The organism is Enterobacter cloacae complex sp. CARB60 (assembly GCF_036487345.1).
GTDB lineage: Bacteria > Pseudomonadota > Gammaproteobacteria > Enterobacterales > Enterobacteriaceae > Enterobacter > Enterobacter asburiae_D.
The window spans coordinates 2002265-2020459 of the sequence record NZ_JAZKLC010000002.1 but is presented as its reverse complement, the minus strand read 5'-3'; the positions used below and the strand labels follow the sequence as shown (position 1 = coordinate 2020459).

The window sequence follows — 18195 nt, the reverse complement described above, 5'->3', positions numbered from 1 at the left end:
GCGAGGCATGTGCCTCGCGTTTTTGTTTACAGCAGCGGTTTTTGTCCGCGCTGTAGCCAGCGCAGCAGCAGGCGATCCGCACTTTCCGCCGCGCTGTTGGTAAAGCGGTCAAGGAGTCGCTTACGCTGGGTAAAGCGCACGCCCACCAGTTCACGGCCTTCCATCAGGTTGAGCAGCAGATCGTCGCTGGTTCCAACTTCATCCACCAGCCCTTTCTCCTGCGCCTGGACGCCGTACCAGTGCTCCCCTGTCGCGACCTGTTCAATATCGAGCGTCGGGCGCATACGGTGCACAAAATCTTTAAAGAGGTGATGCGTTTCGTTGAGATCTTCACGGAATTTTTGACGCCCTTCTTCCGTGTTTTCCCCCAGCAGCGTCAGGGTACGTTTATACTGACCCGCCGTGTGAAGTTCGATATCAATCTCTTTATTTTTCAGGAAGCGGTTAAAGTTCGGAATTTGGGCGACCACGCCGATCGAGCCTATAATGGAGAACGGCGCGGCAACAATTTTGTCCGCCACGCAGGCCATCATGTAGCCACCGCTGGCCGCCACTTTATCCACCGCCACAGTCAGCGGGATCTGTTTTTCACGCAGGCGCTGCAGCTGTGAGGCGGCCAGTCCGTAACCGTGAACCACCCCGCCCGGGCTTTCAAGACGCACGACAACCTGATCCTGCGGCGTCGCCACGGCCAGAACGGCAGTCACTTCCTCCCGCAGAGAAGAAACCTCATGCGCATCCATACTGCCTTTAAAATCGAGCACATAGACACGTGGCGTAGCCTTATCCTGCGGCGCAATGAGCTTTGCTTTTGCCTTGGCCGCTTTGGCTTCCTGTTTATGCTTTTTCTTCTGCGCTTTCAGCCAGAGTTTCTGTTGATGACTATCAAGCAGCGCCAGAGACATCTCTTCCTGCATCTCTTTATACTGCTCGCTCAGGCGGGTGATGCGTAACTCCCCACGCTGACGCTTGCGCTGCGTCAGGTTGACAATCAGAACGGCAATCACCGCAATGGCAATCACCACCGTCGCGATTTTGGCCAAAAACAACCCATATTGAGAAAGTAATTCCACGCGTTCCACCTTGATTTAACCACGAATCTTTCACGGCAGTGTACAACAGCCCTGCCCATGCGTCTCGCTCGTGACATTACCTCTGCGAGCCGCCTTCAGGAATCCCCGAACTGGAGTTTAAATATTTGCAAATTGTTAATTTTACAGTAATGCGTCCTGTAGACTGATTGAATTATTAGGCTAATTCGGGCATAAAGCCGAAAAGTCATCATAAAGGCGCCATTGCGTTACCGGTCGCCTGAGGAGTCACCGTGCATTATCAACCGCAAAAAAATCTGCTGCAAAACCGGATTATTCTTGTCACCGGTGCCAGCGACGGGATTGGCCGAGAGGCGGCCCTGACATACGCCGAATACGGCGCGAACGTCATTCTGATCGGGCGCAACGAAGAAAAACTGAAAAACGTCGCTCAGGAGATTGAGGCTGTATGCGGCACGCCGGCCCCGTGGTATACGCTGGATTTGCTGACCTGCACGCCCGCGGTGTGCCAGGAGTTAGCCCAGCGCATCAGCGCCCACTATCCGAGACTCGACGGCGTGCTGCATAACGCCGGCTTGTTAGGCGAAGTGCGTCCGATGGATGAACAGGATCCTGATATCTGGCAGCAGGTGATGCAGGTCAACGTCAACGGCACATTTTTCCTTACACAGGCATTGCTTCCTTTATTACTGAAATCCGAGTCGGGATCCCTGGTCTTTACCTCTTCCAGCGTTGGCCGTGAGGGACGCGCAAACTGGGGAGCCTATGCTGTATCAAAATTCGCGACCGAAGGCATGATGCAGGTGCTGGCGGAGGAGTATCAGAGCCGCCATCTGCGCGTAAACTGCATTAACCCGGGCGGTACGCGCACCAAAATGCGCGCCTGCGCGTTCCCGAGCGAAGATCCGCAGAAGCTGAAAACCCCGGCAGACATTATGCCGCTCTATCTCTGGCTGATGGGCGACGACAGCCGCCGCAAAACCGGGATGACCTTTGACGCCCAGCCGGGCCGTAAACCAGGAATTTCGCAATGAGTGAAGAACGTCATCAGCAACGCCAGCAGCGTCTGAAAGAACAGGTCGATGCGCGCGTCGCGGCGGCACAGGACGAGCGTGGGATCGTCATCGTCTTTACCGGCAACGGCAAGGGGAAAACCACCGCCGCATTCGGCACGGCGACACGCGCCGTCGGCCATGGGCAAAAAGTGGGCGTGATCCAGTTTATTAAAGGCGAATGGCCCAACGGCGAGCGAAATTTACTTGAGCCTCACGGCGTTGAGTTTCAGGTGATGGCGACCGGGTTTACGTGGGACACGCAGAACCGGGAAACCGATACCGCAGCCTGCCTCGCCGTCTGGGAGCACGCTAAAAGAATGCTCGCCGACCCCACGCTGAATATGGTTCTGCTGGATGAGATAACGTATATGGTCGCCTACGATTATCTGCCGCTGGAGGCCGTGCTGACAGCCCTGAAAAACCGCCTAGCGCATCAGACGGTTATCGTCACGGGGCGCGGGTGTCATCGGGATATTCTGGAGCTGGCAGATACCGTCAGCGAGCTGCGTCCGGTCAAACATGCATTTGATGCGGGCATCAAAGCGCAAATCGGGATTGATTACTAAAAAAAAGCCCGGTCATTGACCGGGCTTTCGTTTTTAACCGTTGTTGTTACGGCTGCCGGAGCGGCGGTTGCTGCTCACTTGGCTGTGGCGCTTCACCGCACGGCGAATCTGATTCGCCTTCATGCGACGACGATCTTTCTCTACCGCCACTTTAGAGGTGGTTTCTGGCGTCAGACCAACCAGCTCGCGCAGGTAGTTGGTTTGGGTCAGATCCAGTTCGGTATAACCACCGCGTGGCAGTCCTTTCGGCAGCAGAATGTCGCCGTAACGGACACGGATAAGACGGCTCACCTGGACGCCTACCGCTTCCCAGAGACGACGCACCTCGCGGTTACGGCCTTCGGTCAGGGTCACGTTGTACCACTGGTTAATGCCTTCCCCACCGGTAAACTTGATGGTTTTAAACGCCGCAGGGCCGTCTTCCAGCTGAACGCCACGCGACAGATCGCGCAGTTTATTCTCATCAACCTGGCCAAATACGCGCACCGCGTATTCACGTTCTACTTCACGGCTTGGGTGCATTAGACGGTTAGCCAGTTCACCATCGGTGGTAAACAGCAGCAGACCGCAGGTGTTTACGTCCAGACGACCGACGGCAATCCAGCGAGCGCCACGCAGTTTAGGCAGACGGTCAAACACCGTCGGACGACCTTCCGGGTCGTTGCGGGTGCACAGCTCGCCTTCCGGCTTGTAGTAAGCCAGCACGCGACAGATTTGTTCAGCAGACTCTTTCACGGAGATAAGATGACCGTCGATGCGGATCTTCAGCCCCGGTACGATTTCAACGCGGTCACCCAGCGTGGCGATTTTACCGTCCACACTCACGCGGCCCGCTTCAATAATGGCTTCGATTTCACGGCGTGAGCCGTGGCCGGCGCGCGCCAGCACTTTCTGTAACTTCTCGCTCATTGAGCTTCCTCAGGTGTCGCCTTCACAGGCGTCGAATCAGGTCAAAAGAGGGCTGAGCCCTGCTTTGATGGCCGCGTAGTATATCTGCTTATACCCTTACAAGAAAGGCTTTACATCACCCACGCCTTCACGAATCACTTCCGGCGCATCTTCGGTTAAGTCGACCACGGTAGTGGGCTGCTGACCGAGATAACCGCCGTGAATAATCAGCTCGACCACCTTCTCCAGACGATCTTTGATCTCTTCCGGATCGGACTCGGTAAACTCACTTCCCGGCAGCATCAGCGAGGTAGAAAGCATCGGTTCGCCGAGGGTTTCCAGCAGCGCCTGCGCAATCGGGTTAGACGGCACGCGCATGCCGATGGTTTTACGTTTCTCCTGCAGCAGACGACGCGGTACTTCCTTCGTGCCCTTCAGGATGAAGGTGTAGTTACCCGGCGTGTTGTTCTTAATCAGGCGAAACGCCACGTTATCGACATACGCGTAGGTCGACAGCTCAGAGAGATCGCGGCACATCAGGGTAAAGTTATGGCCGTCAGGCAGCTGGCGAATACGGCAAATGCGTTCCATCGCCCCTTTATCTTCAATTTTGCAGCCCAGCGCGTAGCCGGAATCGGTCGGGTAGACAATCACGCCGCCTTTGCGGACGATCTCCACGGCCTGGTTAATCAGACGTGGCTGCGGGTTATCCGGATGGATATAGAAAAACTGACTCATACTTCCCTCTCTTCAATTTGCTGCGGCTGTTCCCAGAGCTGCCAGAGCGGCTCAACGCCAGCGGGCAACCAGAGCTTGCGCCCCAGTTCGATCCAGGCGCAGGGCTGATGGAAATCAGACCCCTGTGACCCAAGCAGGCCAAACTGGCGGGCATAGGTCGCGAGCTGCGCGCGCTCGTTGGGCGCCTGCTGACACTGGGCGACTTCCATCGCCTCGCCACCGCATTCGGCAAAGTGTGCCAGCAGCCTTTTCAGCCATTTAGCAGAAAGATTATACCGTCCCGGATGGGCCAGCACGGCCTTTCCGCCAGAATGATGAATCACATCAATAGCTTGTTTTATTGTACACCACTGTGGCGGAACGTATCCGGTTTTCCCGCGCGCCAGATACTTTTTAAAGACGTCCGCCATGGTCGTCGCTTTCCCCGCTTCGACCAGAAAACGGGCGAAATGACCGCGAGTGACCGCCCCGCCGTTCGCCATCTTTTGCGCCCCTTCCAGCGCGCCCGGAATATGCGCCTTTTCGAGACGCTCGCCGATCATCTCTGCACGCTGATTGCGGCGCGTTTTTTGTTCTTGCAAAAATGCAACAAGTGCCGGATGGTCTATATCGATGTTCAGGCCAACGATATGAATCTCATGGTTTTCCCAGACGGTTGATATCTCGACGCCGGACACCAGATTCAGCGCCAGCCCGCTGCGGGCGATCTCAGCGCGCGCCGCAGGAATGGCATCTGTCGTATCGTGATCGGTTATCGCCAGGGTACCGACGCGCATTTCAACGGCACGATGAACCAGGGCTTCGGGTGTCAGCAGGCCATCAGAGGCCTGAGTATGGCTGTGTAAATCATAAATAATGGCGTAGGTGGTATCGCTCAAAGCACTTCCCATAGCAGGTTAGAGACATCCGAAAACACCATGATACCGACTTAACGCGAAATTCTGAAATCAAGGGTTGACAACTTGCCATCGAACTAGTTAACTAGTACGTAAGTTCACACGAGAAAGGTATCTGAAAATGACAGCACATTTCACTCTGCACGGTTGGTGGCGTACTTCCTGATCATCGGGCAGTGTCACGCGTCTGCGAAATGCAAACAGATACCCAGCCCGCTTCCAAGCGGGCTTTTTTTTGAACAGAAAATGAGAATAAAATCATGCAAACAGCCAAACCACACCTCGAACTGCTGACCTGCGAGGCGGCCTATCGCCATAACCCCACCGCGCTGTTTCATCAGGTTTGCGGAGCGCGTCCGGCTACCCTACTGCTGGAATCTGCGGATATCGACAGTAAAGACGACCTTAAGAGCCTGCTGCTGGTCGACAGCGCGCTGCGCATTACCGCTTTAGGTGACACCGTCACAATCAAGGCGCTGTCAGACAATGGCGCATCGCTGCTGCCGCTGCTGGATGCCGCCCTGCCTTCAGGGATTGAAAACGAACGTCACCCAGAAATGCGCATTCTGCATTTCCCGCCGGTGAGCCAGCTGCTGGACGAAGACGCGCGTCTCTGCTCCCTGTCCGTTTTCGATGCCTTCCGCCTGCTGCAGAACCTGGTCACCGTGCCGGAAGACGAGCGTGAGGCGATGTTCTTTGGTGGGCTGTTTGCTTATGACCTGGTCGCCGGATTTGAAGATTTGCCGGAAACCGAGCAGGGTAATCGCTGCCCGGACTATTGTTTCTATCTGGCTGAAACCCTGCTGGTGATCGACCACCAGAAGCAATATACCCGCATTCAGGCGAGCCTGTTGACGCCTTCTCCCGCTGAGAAAAACCGTCTCGAGCACCGCATCGCTCAACTGCAGCAGCAGATGACCGAAGCGCCGCCTGCACTTCCGGTGCAGCGTGTTGAGAAAATGACATGCGATGTTAACCAGACTGACGATCAGTACGGCGCCGTGGTTCGCCAGATGCAAAAGGCGATTCGCGCCGGGGAAATTTTCCAGGTCGTCCCCTCCCGCCGCTTCTCCCTTCCCTGCCCGTCGCCGCTCGCCGCCTACGACGTGCTGAAAAAGAGTAACCCAAGTCCGTACATGTTTTTCATGCAGGACAATGAGTTCACGCTGTTCGGCGCCTCGCCGGAAAGCTCGCTGAAGTACGACGCCACCAGCCGTCAGATTGAGATCTACCCAATTGCCGGAACCCGTCCGCGCGGACGTCGCGCCGATGGCTCCCTGGATCGCGATCTGGACAGCCGCATCGAACTGGAAATGCGTACCGACCACAAAGAACTCTCCGAGCACCTGATGCTGGTTGACCTGGCGCGTAACGATCTGGCACGCATTTGCACCCCCGGCAGCCGCTACGTGGCTGACCTGACTAAAGTCGACCGCTATTCGTTCGTGATGCACCTCGTCTCCCGCGTGGTCGGTGAGCTGCGCCACGACCTCGACGTGCTGCACGCCTACCGCGCCTGTATGAACATGGGCACCCTGAGCGGCGCGCCGAAAGTACGCGCCATGCAGCTGATTGCCGCCGCCGAAGGACGCCGTCGCGGCAGCTACGGCGGCGCGGTGGGTTACTTCACGGCCCACGGCGACCTGGATACCTGCATCGTGATCCGCTCCGCCTATGTTGAAGACGGTATTGCCACCGTCCAGGCGGGTGCCGGGATTGTCCTTGATTCTGTTCCGCAGTCTGAAGCTGACGAAACGCGCAGTAAAGCCCGTGCGGTCCTTCGCGCCATTGCTACCGCACACCATGCACAGGAGATTTTCTGATGGCTGACATTCTGCTGCTCGATAATATCGACTCCTTTACCTATAACCTGGCAGATCAGCTGCGTGCGAATGGCCATAACGTCGTTATCTACCGCAACCACGTTCCGGCGCAGACCCTGATTGACCGTCTGGCAACCATGCAAAGCCCGGTGCTGATGCTCTCTCCGGGGCCAGGCGCACCGAGCGAAGCGGGCTGTATGCCGGAGCTGCTGACCCGTATGCGCGGCAAGCTGCCGATTATCGGCATCTGCCTCGGTCATCAGGCGATTGTTGAAGCCTATGGCGGCTACGTTGGCCAGGCGGGTGAGATCCTCCACGGTAAAGCGTCCAGCATTGAACATGACGGCCAGGCAATGTTTGCCGGGCTGCCGAACCCGCTCCCGGTCGCGCGCTATCACTCGCTGGTTGGCAGCAATATTCCAGCCGGGCTGACCATCAACGCCTCGTTTGAAGGCATGGTGATGGCGGTGCGCCACGATGCGGACCGCGTCTGCGGCCTGCAGTTCCACCCGGAATCGATCCTGACCTCCCACGGTGCCCGCCTGCTGGAGCAGACGCTCGACTGGGCGTTACAGAAGCTGGAGCAGACCAATACCCTGCAGCCTATTCTGGAAAAACTGTACCAGGCGCAGACCCTGAGCCAGCAGGAGAGCCACCAGCTCTTCTCCGCCGTGGTTCGCGGTGAGCTGAAGCCTGAACAGCTGGCGGCCGCGCTGGTGAGCATGAAGGTGCGCGGCGAAAGCCCGCAGGAGATCGCCGGTGCCGCTACGGCCCTGCTGGAAAATGCCGCCCCGTTCCCGCGCCCGGACTATCAGTTTGCCGATATTGTCGGCACCGGGGGAGACGGCAGTAATAGCATTAATATCTCCACCGCCAGCGCCTTCGTGGCCGCGGCGTGTGGTTTGAAGGTCGCGAAACACGGCAACCGCAGCGTTTCCAGCCGCTCAGGTTCTTCCGATTTGCTCGCCGCATTCGGTATTAATCTCGATATGAACGCCGAGCGTTCCCGTGAAGCGCTGGATGACCTGGGCGTCTGCTTCCTGTTTGCGCCGAAGTATCACACCGGTTTCCGCCACGCGATGCCGGTTCGTCAGCAGCTTAAAACCCGCACGCTGTTTAACGTGCTCGGCCCGCTGATCAACCCGGCGCATCCGCCGCTGGCGCTGATTGGCGTCTATAGCCCGGAACTGGTTCTGCCGATTGCCGAGACGCTGCGCGTGCTGGGTTATCAACGTGCCGCCGTGGTGCACAGCGGTGGTATGGATGAGGTTTCTCTTCATGCGCCGACGCTGGTGGCCGAACTGCGCGACGGTGAAATCCTGAGCTATCAGCTGGACGCTGCCGACTTCGGCCTCGCGCCGTATCACCAGGAAGCGCTGGCTGGCGGTACGCCGGAAGAAAACCGTGACATTCTGACGCGCTTATTACAAGGTAAAGGAGAGGTCGCCCATGAGGCCGCCGTTGCTGCCAACGTCGCTATGCTAATGCGTTTGCACGGTGAGGAAGACCTGAAGGCCAATGTTCAAAAAGTTCTGGATGTACTGCGCTCCGGTGCAGCTTACGATCGCGTTACCGCACTTGCGGCAAGAGGGTAAAGAATGCAGACCGTTTTAGCGAAAATCGTTGCCGATAAGGCCATCTGGGTGGAAGCCCGCAAGCAACAGCAGCCGCTTGCCAGTTTCCAGAACGACGTCGTCCCGAGCAGCCGTCGTTTCTATGATGCCCTGCAGGGTGCGCGCACCGCGTTCATTCTTGAGTGCAAAAAGGCGTCCCCGTCTAAAGGCGTTATTCGTGACGATTTCGACCCGGCGCGTATTGCCGGCATTTATAAGCATCATGCGTCAGCCATCTCCGTGCTGACGGATGAGAAATATTTTCAGGGCAGCTTCGATTTTCTGCCGATCGTCAGCGGCATCGCGCCGCAGCCAATCCTGTGCAAAGACTTTATTATCGACCCGTATCAGATCTGGCTGGCGCGCTTTTACCAGGCTGACGCCTGCCTGCTGATGCTCTCGGTGCTTGATGACGACCAGTATCGCCAGCTTTCCGCCGTGGCGCACAGCCTGAACATGGGCGTGCTGACCGAAGTGAGCAACGAAGAGGAGCTGGAGCGCGCGATTGCGCTGGAAGCCAAAGTCGTCGGGATCAACAACCGCGATCTGCGCGACCTGTCAATTGACCTGAACCGTACCCGCCAGCTGGCGCCGCGTCTGGGGTCTGGCGTGACGGTGATCAGCGAATCCGGGATTAACAGCTACGCCCAGGTGCGCGAGCTGAGCCACTTCGCCAACGGTTTCCTGATTGGCTCGGCCATGATGGAGCATGACGATCTCAATGCGGCAGTACGGCGCGTGCTGCTGGGTGAGAACAAAGTCTGCGGCTTAACCCGCGAACAGGATGCCCAGGCCGCGTATGAAGCGGGGGCAATTTACGGCGGGCTGATCTTTGTGGATTCCTCTCCTCGCGCGGTCAGCGAAGAGCAGGCGCGTAAGGTAATCGCAGCGGCTCCGCTCAGCTACGTGGGCGTTTTCCGCAATGCAGATATTGCAGACGTTGAGGCAAAAGCCGACGCGCTATCCCTGAGCGCGGTGCAGCTCCACGGCAGTGAAGACCAGCGCTACATCGATGCCCTGCGCGCCGCGCTGCCACCACAGGTGCAGATCTGGAAAGCGCAAAGCGTTGGCGATACGTTGCCCTCGCGTAACCTGAACCATGTGGACAGATACGTCCTCGATAACGGCCAGGGCGGCACCGGCCAGCGTTTTGACTGGTCGCTGCTGAACGGCGAAAAGCTGGACAACGTCCTGCTGGCGGGCGGATTAAGCCCGGATAACTGCGTAGAAGCCGCCAAAACCGGCTGCGCAGGCCTCGATTTCAATTCAGGCGTAGAGTTAGAACCGGGTATCAAAGATGCCAGCAAGCTGGCCTCGGTTTTTAAAACTCTGCGTGCATATTAAGGAAGAGAAGATGACGACATTACTTAACCCGTATTTTGGTGAGTTCGGCGGGATGTACGTCCCGCAAATCCTGATGCCCGCGCTGCGCCAGCTGGAAGAAGCGTTTGTCAGCGCGCAGAAAGATCCGGCGTTTCAGGCAGAATTTACCGACCTGCTGAAAAATTACGCCGGTCGTCCGACCGCGCTGACCAAATGCCGCAACCTGACGGAAGGCACCAAAACCACGTTGTATCTGAAGCGTGAAGACCTGCTGCACGGCGGCGCGCATAAAACTAACCAGGTGCTGGGCCAGGCGCTGCTCGCGAAGCGTATGGGTAAAACCGAAATCATCGCCGAAACCGGCGCAGGTCAGCACGGCGTGGCCTCTGCGCTTGCCAGCGCCCTGCTCGGTCTGAAATGCCGCATCTATATGGGGGCGAAAGACGTTGAGCGTCAGTCTCCGAACGTCTTCCGCATGCGACTGATGGGGGCGGAAGTGATCCCGGTGCACAGCGGATCCGCGACGCTGAAGGATGCCTGTAACGAAGCGCTGCGCGACTGGTCTGGCAGCTATGAAACCGCACACTATATGCTCGGTACCGCGGCAGGCCCGCACCCGTTCCCGACTATCGTGCGCGAATTCCAGCGTATGATCGGTGAAGAGACCAAAGCGCAGATCCTCGAAAAAGAAGGTCGCCTGCCGGATGCGGTGATCGCCTGCGTTGGCGGCGGATCTAACGCCATCGGCATGTTCGCAGACTTTATCGACGACACCAGCGTGGGTCTGATTGGCGTCGAGCCTGCCGGTCACGGCATTGAATCGGGTGAACACGGCGCGCCGCTGAAGCATGGCCGCGTGGGGATCTACTTCGGTATGAAATCCCCTATGATGCAAACCGATGAGGGCCAGATTGAAGAGTCTTACTCTATTTCTGCGGGCCTCGACTTCCCGTCCGTTGGACCACAGCATGCGTTCCTGAACAGTATTGGACGAGCGGACTATGTCTCCATTACCGATGACGAAGCGCTGGAAGCCTTTAAAACGCTGTGCCGCAGCGAAGGGATCATCCCGGCGCTGGAGTCTTCGCACGCGCTGGCGCATGCGCTGAAAATGATTAAAGAAAACCCGGAAAAAGAACAGCTGCTGGTGGTGAACCTTTCCGGCCGCGGTGACAAAGATATCTTCACCGTTCACGATATTCTGAAAGCACGAGGGGAAATCTGATGGAACGCTACGATAACGTATTTGCAGAGCTGAAATCCCGCCAGGAAGGCGCGTTCGTTCCCTTCGTCACCCTGGGCGATCCGGGCCCGGAACAGTCGCTGAAGATTATCGACACCCTGATTGAAGCCGGTGCCGACGCGCTGGAGCTGGGTATTCCGTTCTCTGACCCGCTGGCGGATGGCCCGACCATCCAGAACGCGACGCTGCGCGCATTTGCCTCCGGCGTGACGCCGACCCAGTGCTTCGAGATGCTGGCGGCGATCCGCCAGAAGCATCCTACCATTCCGATTGGCCTGCTGATGTACGCCAACCTGGTGTTCAACCGCGGTATCGATGAGTTTTACGCCGAGTGCGCTCGCGTGGGCGTTGACTCCGTTCTGGTGGCAGACGTGCCGGTTGAGGAGTCTGCGCCATTCCGTCAGGCGGCGATGCGCCACAACGTCGCCCCGATTTTCATCTGCCCACCGAACGCTGATGACGAACTGCTGCGCCAGATTGCCTCTTACGGACGCGGGTATACCTATCTGCTCTCACGCGCTGGCGTGACCGGTGCCGAGAATAAAGCCGCACTGCCGCTGCATCACCTGGTGGAGAAGCTGGCCGAGTACCATGCCGCACCGCCGCTGCAGGGCTTCGGGATCTCCTCTCCGGATCAGGTCGCCGCGGCGGTTGACGCGAAGGCGGCAGGTGCCATTTCCGGCTCTGCGATTGTGAAGATCATTGAGAAGAACGTGGACAAGCCCGAGCAGATGCTGGCCGAGCTGAAAGCGTTTGTGACCGCAATGAAAGCGGCGACGCGTAAAGCATAATCCCTTCACCGTCTGGCATCCCTGCCAGACGGTTACCCTTTCTTCCCCACCCTCAACAAAGGATTACGTCAAAATTGATCCTTTCGATATTTTCGGTGTGAATGACTTTTCAAACTGCCATGTAAGCGTATGATCTGAACTCTTTTTTATCTTTAATCCTTCTGAGTTCAGAGGCTTATTCATGTCATGGCAATTCTTCAAACAGACTTACCTGGTTAAGTTCTGGTCACCTGTTCCGGCCGTTATCGCGGCGGGCATTCTCTCTACCTATTATTTTGGCATTACCGGTACCTTCTGGGCGGTGACCGGCGAGTTTACCCGCTGGGGTGGGCAGCTGCTGCAGCTCGCAGGCGTGCATGCCGAAGAGTGGGGGTACTTTAAACTTATTCATCTGGACGGCACACCGCTCACCCGCATCGACGGGATGATGATCATCGGCATGTTCGGCGGCTGTTTCGCGGCGGCGCTGTGGGCAAACAACGTTAAGTTGCGTATGCCCAAAAGCCGTATTCGCATTATGCAGGCGGTGATCGGCGGTATCATTGCCGGGTTTGGGGCCCGTCTGGCGATGGGCTGTAACCTGGCCGCTTTCTTTACGGGTATTCCTCAGTTTTCACTTCACGCCTGGTTCTTTGCTGTCGCCACGGCCATCGGCTCTTACTTTGGTGCAAAATTCACCCTTCTGCCGCTGTTCCGGATCCCCGTTAAAATGGTCAAGGTGACCGGCGCGTCTCCGTTAACCCAGAAACCCTCACAGGCACGCCGCCGTTTCCGTCTCGGCATGCTGGTCTTTTTTGCGATGGTCGCCTGGGCAATGTGCACGGCGATGAACCAGCCCAAACTCGGCCTGGCGATGCTGTTCGGCGTGGGTTTTGGTCTGCTCATTGAACGCGCGCAGATCTGCTTTACCTCCGCGTTTCGCGATATGTGGATCACCGGTCGGACGATGATGGCGAAGGCGATTATCGCCGGGATGGCGGTCAGCGCCATCGGCATCTTCAGCTATGTTCAGCTAGGCGTCGAACCGAAAATCATGTGGGCCGGTCCTAACGCGGTCATTGGCGGCCTGCTGTTCGGCTTCGGGATCGTACTGGCTGGCGGGTGTGAAACCGGCTGGATGTATCGCGCCGTTGAAGGCCAGGTGCATTACTGGTGGGTGGGTCTGGGAAATGTGATTGGTTCTACGATCCTGGCGTACTACTGGGATGACTTGTCTCCCGTCCTGGCCACCAGCTGGGACAAGGTTAATTTGCTGAACACCTTCGGGCCTCTCGGCGGCCTGCTCGTCACCTACGCCCTGCTGTTGGTTGCTTTTTTACTGGTTGTCGCGCAGGAGAAACGCTTCTTCCGACGTGCGAGTGTTAAAACAGAAAGCCAGGAGAATGCTGTATGAAAGAGATCGTGCCCGATTACCGTCTGGATATGGTTGGTGAACCCTGCCCTTATCCGGCTGTTGCCACGCTTGAAGCGCTACCGCAGCTCAAGAAAGGTGAAATTCTGGAAGTGGTCAGCGACTGCCCGCAGTCCATTAACAACATTCCGCTGGATGCCAAAAACCACGGCTACACGGTGCTGGATATCCAGCAGGATGGCCCGACCATTCGCTATTTGATTCAGAAGTGATCGCTAAGGGCCTCGTCAGGGGCCTTTATCCTATTGAATTATAGGACATCTTGATCCACGGCAAAAACGCAATTTTTGACTTAAGTAAAATCTCATTTCCCTTTTGAAGGAGGTTTTCGCGGTTTGATGTATTTACGAGCTTTACTGGTTTTCGCCTTATTGATTCCCTTCCATGCGCTGTCCCTGAATTTCTCTTCTACCTTCCTGCGCCTTAATTGTCCGCAAAGAGGACTTGTCGAGGTCATTCTGCACGTTTACGACCATACCCAGGAACGATGGCACGGTCATTTTGAAACCGGTGCGGGACATAAACGTGCGGGTGATACCGAAATTATCCCGTTTGCCAACGGCGATATTCTTTTCCATTCCCTGTCCAGCGACGCTTTCAGCTATTTATATGATGGGGAAAAGATCCTGAGGCACTGCGAAAAGCTTGATGAGCGGCCGGTTTATCCGTCGTTTTGAAGTGAGCAAAGCAAACTGGCCACCCTGTGGCCAGTTTGACGGCGGATCAGAAACGATAACCCGCAGAGAACATAAACACCCACGGATCCAGGCGAGTATTGATACTCTGCTGCTGACCGCCCGCCTTGAAGCGTACGTCCGTATCAATATCCATATACCAGACCGAGGCGTTGATCAGCCAGTCGCGGTTAATCAGATAATCCAGACCGACCTGCCCCGCCATACCCCATGAATCTTTCAGGCTGAGGTCAGTCAGACCGGCCTCTTTACCGGTATCGTTAAACTTCTCGTCAAAGAAGGTGGTGTAGTTCACGCCGGCGCCAATATAAGGACGCACCTTACTGCTGGCATCGCCAAAATACCATTGCGCCATCAGCGTTGGCGGTAAATGGTGAACCGTAGCGATATCACCGGTTGCGCCCAGACCCACGCGATGACGGAACGGCGTTGCAGCCAGAAGCTCAACACCCACGTTTTCCGTCGCCATATAAGTAAAGGTTAACCCTAACTGGGTGTTATTACTGACGTTAAAACCGCCCATACCCAGCACGTTATCGGATCCTTCAGTTGGGCGAACCGTAGCCGAACCGGCACGAATAAAGAATTCGCCTGCTTCATGCGCATACGCGCCGCCAGAGAGACTGCTTAATACAAGGGCTGCCACCGCTAATTTTTTCATATCCGCTCCATCGTTGTGGTTTTAATAGCGGGTGAGAATATACTCATAAATGAGTAATAAGTGATCTGCTACAGATCACATTAAAACCAGTAACTTAACATTCATTGATCTGGATTAATTTTTTGTTACGCATCCAAAAGCGATAAGTTGTTTCCATGTCAATTTTTGGCATTTCACGGTTACAAAATTTTCCCTTTTCCTCCTCTTGCTCTTCCTCTGGCGGCTGGATAATTTATCGCTCTCACAAGTTGATTTGATGCGTTCTTCTTTTGCAGGTGTGCCATGAGTGATATCAACCCGTGCATGACGTGCGGAGCCTGTTGTGCGTATTTTCGAGTCTCTTTCTACTGGGCCGAAGCCAGCGATGGCGGCGGTGCCGTCCCGGTTCATCTCACAGAGCCGCTAACGCCTTTTCTGCGCTGCATGAGCGGCACAAACCAAAAGCAGGTGCGCTGCGTCGCGCTACAGGGTGAGCCCGGGGTCTCTACCCGATGTTCCATCTATGAGGATCGGCCCAGCCCGTGCCGGGAATTTGCCATGTCGGGGGAGGATGGGCAGGTCAACGAAGCCTGCAATCGCGCCCGGGCGCGCGTTGGATTACCGCCGCTTTACAAAGATATGCTTTTCCATACAAGCCTTGATGCTGCCACAGCAGCTGCATCCGGTGTACAATTGCCGGCTAATTAACACCTGCAATACTCAAGGAGAGTGCATGTCTATCACGGCGAAGTCTGTCTACCGTGACACGGGAAACTTTTTCCGCAATCAGTTCATAACCTTTTTACTGATCGCGTTGTTATGTGCCTTTATCACGGTGGTGCTGGGCCATGCCTTCTCACCGAGTGATGAACAGATTGCCAGCCTGAGCCAGGGTGACCACCTTGCCGGAAGCGTGGGGCTATTTGAACTGGTGCAAAACATGACGCCGGAGCAGCAGCAAATTCTGCTGCGGGCTTCTGCCGCATCCACGTTCTCAGGCCTGATTGGTAATGCGGTTCTGGCGGGCGGCGTTTTGCTGATGATTCAGCTGGTATCGGCGGGTCACCGGGTCAGCGCCTTACGGGCGATTGGTGCCAGTGCGCCAGTCCTACCTAAGCTGTTTATCCTGATCTTTTTAACCACCATGCTGGTGCAAATGGGGATTATGCTGGTCGTGGTGCCGGGCGTATTACTGGCTATCGTGCTCTCATTTGCGCCTGTGATGGTCGTGCAGGAAAAGATGGGGATTTTTACCGCAATGCGCAGCAGCATCAGACTGGCATGGGCTAATATGCGTCTGGTAGCGCCCGCCGTGATCGGCTGGCTGCTCGCCAAAACGCTCCTGCTGCTGTTTGCACCGAATTTTGCGGTATTAACGCCCAATGTTGGCGCGGTAGTGGCGAATACGCTGAGCAATCTAATTTCAGCGGTACTGCTGGTCTATCTGTTCCGCCTGTATATGTTAATTCGTCAGTAATCCTGAGGCGGGGGCAGTGCTGTCTCCCGCCCCGTTCAGAAGATGGAATCACAGAATGAAGCAGTTTCTTGATTTTTTACCGCTCGTGGTCTTTTTTGCTTTTTATAAGCTGTATGACATTTACGCCGCGACCACTGCGCTGATCGTTGCGACCGCCGTTGTCCTGATCTACAGCTGGGTTCGCTATCGTAAAGTCGAAAAGATGGCGCTGATAACGTTCGTCCTGGTCGCCGTGTTCGGCGGGCTTACGCTGTTCTTCCACAATGATGAATTTATTAAGTGGAAAGTGACCGTTATTTACGCGTTGTTTGCGGGCGCATTGTTAATTAGCCAGTGGGTCATGAAAAAGCCGCTGATTCAGCGCATGCTGGGCAAAGAGCTAACGCTGCCTCAGGAAGTCTGGTCCCGTCTGAATATCGCCTGGGCGGTCTTCTTTATTCTCTGTGGTCTTGCCAATATCTATATCGCCTTCTGGCTGCCGCAGAATATCTGGGTCAACTTCAAGGTCTTCGGCCTGACCGCGCTAACGCTTATCTTCACGCTGTTAAGCGGCGTATACATCTATCGCCACATGCCGCAGGACGATAAGCACTGATTAATGACTGACCAGAACGTCAGCGACAGGCGTTCTGGTCTATTCTCTCCGCTGTGAAATCATAGTAGCATCCCGCCTGAAGTCTTCCGTTACGAGTTAAAACAATGACAACAAATAACGCCCCGCAGGGCGAACTGGTTTTACGCACACTGGCAATGCCCGCTGACACCAATGCCAATGGCGATATTTTTGGCGGCTGGCTGATGTCGCAAATGGATATGGGCGGCGCAATTCTGGCAAAAGAGATTGCTCACGGGCGCGTGGTGACTGTGCGAGTGGACGGCATGACCTTCCTGCGCCCGGTTGCGGTGGGAGATGTCGTTTGCTGCTACGCGCGCTGCGTCAAACGCGGCAACACCTCTATTTCAATCAACATCGAAGTATGGGTTAAGAAAGTCTCTTCCGAACCTATTGGGCAGCGTTATAAGGCCACCGAAGCGCTGTTTATTTATGTCGCCGTGGATAGCGAGGGTAAACCTCGTCAACTTCCGCAGGCCTGATCGACAGGCATAAAAAAGCCTCCATCAGGAGGCTTTTTTTTATTCCATCTGCGCCCCGCCGTTCAGGCGGAAAACAATATTCACAATCAGTCCGCTGCCCGGTTTTCCGGCTTCATAGCGCCATCTGCGCATCGCCGATTTCACTTCACGCTCAAACATATTAGAAGGTTGAGCCGACAAGATTTCCACGTTATCCACGCGGCCATCCGCAGTGACGTCAAATTTAACCCGTACGCGGCCTTCAATACGTAAGGCCTGAGCACGCGCCGGGTACTGAGGCTGGTTGCGACTCAGCGCGCGCGGGCCCGCTGGGGCACTGACTGTCGGCTTAGGCGCTGTCGCGGTGTTATTCATCACCGGACGCGAAGGCGCCGCATTCTCGACAGTCTGGGTCGCGCGCGGTTCGACCGGACGTTCTTCGCGTTTTGGACGCTCCTCGACCTTCTTCACCGGTTTTGGCTTCGGCTTAGGTTTAGGCTTCGGTTCAGGCTTGTGGATCACCACCGGCGCTTCCTTCGGTGGCTCCGGAATGGGCTCGGGTTCTGGCTCAGGTTCAGCTACCGGCTGCGGCGGCGGAGGGGCAACCTGCGGCGGTTCGAGATCCGCTGGCGAGACCATCGTCACCGAGATCGGCTGCGCGGGCGCGGGCATTTCAATAACCTGATGAACCGAGGTATACAGCAAGCCCGCCACAACAGCACCGTGAATCACGACGGAAAGTAGCGTCGGCCAGGGAAAGCGGCGAGGTAAATCAAGGGTCATCGAAGTCATAATCATCAACGTTAAAAAACCGAACACTGATTTTAAATGCAAATAGCAATCATATTCAATAAGACACTTTGTTCTGGCGCAACTTTAGCGCATGAGAGGCCAAAAAAGGCGCATTCAG

General features: G+C 56.1%; 21 protein-coding genes and 1 other annotated feature. Of the genes, 14 read left to right on the top strand and 7 right to left on the bottom strand.

The features are described from left to right. Window positions 1-26 precede the first annotated feature (26 nt). Complete coding sequence (sohB, locus tag V4835_RS10640) at window positions 27-1073, bottom strand: protease SohB (RefSeq protein WP_331412121.1); 1047 nt, start codon at window positions 1071-1073, stop codon at window positions 27-29. A 251-nt stretch (window positions 1074-1324) separates the two neighbouring features. Here sohB and V4835_RS10635 point away from each other — a divergent pair, with 251 nt between their 5' ends. Continuing rightward, window positions 1325-2086: a YciK family oxidoreductase gene (locus tag V4835_RS10635; protein ID WP_331412120.1), complete on the top strand. Its 762-nt coding sequence runs from the start codon at window positions 1325-1327 to the stop codon at window positions 2084-2086. Further along, complete coding sequence (gene cobO, locus V4835_RS10630; protein WP_331412119.1) at window positions 2083-2673, top strand: cob(I)yrinic acid a,c-diamide adenosyltransferase; 591 nt, start codon at window positions 2083-2085, stop codon at window positions 2671-2673. Before V4835_RS10635 ends, cobO begins: the two co-directional genes overlap by 4 nt. A gap of 33 nt (window positions 2674-2706) precedes the next feature. Here cobO and rluB read toward each other — a convergent pair whose 3' ends face one another. From rluB to rnm, 3 genes are all read right to left on the bottom strand, one after another. Next, window positions 2707-3582 carry a 23S rRNA pseudouridine(2605) synthase RluB gene (gene rluB / locus V4835_RS10625; RefSeq protein ID WP_008502809.1) on the bottom strand — a complete coding sequence of 292 codons (876 nt, stop codon included), beginning with the start codon at window positions 3580-3582 and terminating at the stop codon, window positions 2707-2709. 96 nt (window positions 3583-3678) lie between these two features. After that, on the bottom strand, window positions 3679-4299 hold the full coding sequence (locus V4835_RS10620; protein WP_003856793.1) for an L-threonylcarbamoyladenylate synthase: 621 nt from the start codon (window positions 4297-4299) through the stop codon (window positions 3679-3681). Beyond that, the gene (gene rnm, locus V4835_RS10615; RefSeq protein ID WP_331412118.1) at window positions 4296-5177 is read right to left on the bottom strand and encodes an RNase RNM; all 882 of its coding nucleotides are present in this window, start codon (window positions 5175-5177) and stop codon (window positions 4296-4298) included. Before rnm ends, V4835_RS10620 begins: the two co-directional genes overlap by 4 nt. 139 nt (window positions 5178-5316) lie before the next feature. Here rnm and trpL point away from each other — a divergent pair, with 139 nt between their 5' ends. From trpL to yedF, 8 genes are all read left to right on the top strand, one after another. Further along, a complete protein-coding gene (gene trpL / locus V4835_RS24390) occupies window positions 5317-5361 on the top strand; it encodes a trp operon leader peptide (RefSeq protein ID WP_106993556.1) in 45 nt (14 codons plus the stop codon). Next, window positions 5338-5432, top strand: a sequence feature (Trp leader region). Its footprint overlaps the gene before it by 24 nt. Before the next feature lie 23 nt (window positions 5433-5455). Next, on the top strand, window positions 5456-7018 hold the full coding sequence (locus tag V4835_RS10610) for an anthranilate synthase component 1 (protein ID WP_331412117.1): 1563 nt from the start codon (window positions 5456-5458) through the stop codon (window positions 7016-7018). Beyond that, window positions 7018-8613 (top strand): bifunctional anthranilate synthase glutamate amidotransferase component TrpG/anthranilate phosphoribosyltransferase TrpD, encoded by a 1596-nt coding sequence (gene trpD / locus V4835_RS10605; RefSeq protein WP_148241845.1) that lies wholly within the window; start codon window positions 7018-7020, stop codon window positions 8611-8613. Before V4835_RS10610 ends, trpD begins: the two co-directional genes overlap by 1 nt. A 3-nt stretch (window positions 8614-8616) precedes the next feature. Further along, window positions 8617-9975 (top strand): bifunctional indole-3-glycerol-phosphate synthase TrpC/phosphoribosylanthranilate isomerase TrpF, encoded by a 1359-nt coding sequence (gene trpCF / locus V4835_RS10600; protein WP_063145424.1) that lies wholly within the window; start codon window positions 8617-8619, stop codon window positions 9973-9975. Between the two features lie 10 nt (window positions 9976-9985). After that, the gene (gene trpB, locus V4835_RS10595; RefSeq protein WP_063145425.1) at window positions 9986-11179 is read left to right on the top strand and encodes a tryptophan synthase subunit beta; all 1194 of its coding nucleotides are present in this window, start codon (window positions 9986-9988) and stop codon (window positions 11177-11179) included. Continuing rightward, window positions 11179-11988: a tryptophan synthase subunit alpha gene (trpA, locus tag V4835_RS10590; protein WP_063145426.1), complete on the top strand. Its 810-nt coding sequence runs from the start codon at window positions 11179-11181 to the stop codon at window positions 11986-11988. Before trpB ends, trpA begins: the two co-directional genes overlap by 1 nt. Before the next feature lie 181 nt (window positions 11989-12169). Further along, window positions 12170-13381, top strand: coding sequence for a selenium metabolism membrane protein YedE/FdhT (gene yedE / locus V4835_RS10585; protein WP_331412116.1), 1212 nt, complete (start codon window positions 12170-12172; stop codon window positions 13379-13381). Further along, the gene (gene yedF / locus V4835_RS10580) at window positions 13378-13611 is read left to right on the top strand and encodes a sulfurtransferase-like selenium metabolism protein YedF (protein WP_003856774.1); all 234 of its coding nucleotides are present in this window, start codon (window positions 13378-13380) and stop codon (window positions 13609-13611) included. Before yedE ends, yedF begins: the two co-directional genes overlap by 4 nt. Before the next feature lie 156 nt (window positions 13612-13767). Here yedF and V4835_RS10575 read toward each other — a convergent pair whose 3' ends face one another. Next, complete coding sequence (locus V4835_RS10575) at window positions 13768-13977, bottom strand: hypothetical protein (protein WP_154816154.1); 210 nt, start codon at window positions 13975-13977, stop codon at window positions 13768-13770. 145 nt (window positions 13978-14122) lie between these two features. Then, window positions 14123-14755: an outer membrane protein OmpW gene (gene ompW / locus V4835_RS10570; protein ID WP_023312086.1), complete on the bottom strand. Its 633-nt coding sequence runs from the start codon at window positions 14753-14755 to the stop codon at window positions 14123-14125. Window positions 14756-15037: 282 nt separating this feature from the next. On the opposite strand from ompW, the gene V4835_RS10565 reads away from it, so the two are divergent. From V4835_RS10565 to yciA, 4 genes are all read left to right on the top strand, one after another. Next, window positions 15038-15442 carry a YkgJ family cysteine cluster protein gene (locus V4835_RS10565; RefSeq protein ID WP_063145430.1) on the top strand — a complete coding sequence of 135 codons (405 nt, stop codon included), beginning with the start codon at window positions 15038-15040 and terminating at the stop codon, window positions 15440-15442. Between the two features lie 25 nt (window positions 15443-15467). Continuing rightward, a complete protein-coding gene (locus V4835_RS10560; protein ID WP_063145431.1) occupies window positions 15468-16211 on the top strand; it encodes a YciC family protein in 744 nt (247 codons plus the stop codon). A 55-nt stretch (window positions 16212-16266) separates the two neighbouring features. Then, a complete protein-coding gene (locus tag V4835_RS10555; RefSeq protein ID WP_023312088.1) occupies window positions 16267-16806 on the top strand; it encodes a septation protein A in 540 nt (179 codons plus the stop codon). A gap of 104 nt (window positions 16807-16910) precedes the next feature. Then, window positions 16911-17306 (top strand): acyl-CoA thioester hydrolase YciA, encoded by a 396-nt coding sequence (gene yciA / locus V4835_RS10550; RefSeq protein ID WP_023335966.1) that lies wholly within the window; start codon window positions 16911-16913, stop codon window positions 17304-17306. 39 nt (window positions 17307-17345) lie between these two features. Here the strand turns inward: yciA and tonB are convergent, their stop codons facing one another. Beyond that, the gene (gene tonB / locus V4835_RS10545; protein ID WP_331414108.1) at window positions 17346-18068 is read right to left on the bottom strand and encodes a TonB system transport protein TonB; all 723 of its coding nucleotides are present in this window, start codon (window positions 18066-18068) and stop codon (window positions 17346-17348) included. Window positions 18069-18195 lie beyond the last annotated feature (127 nt).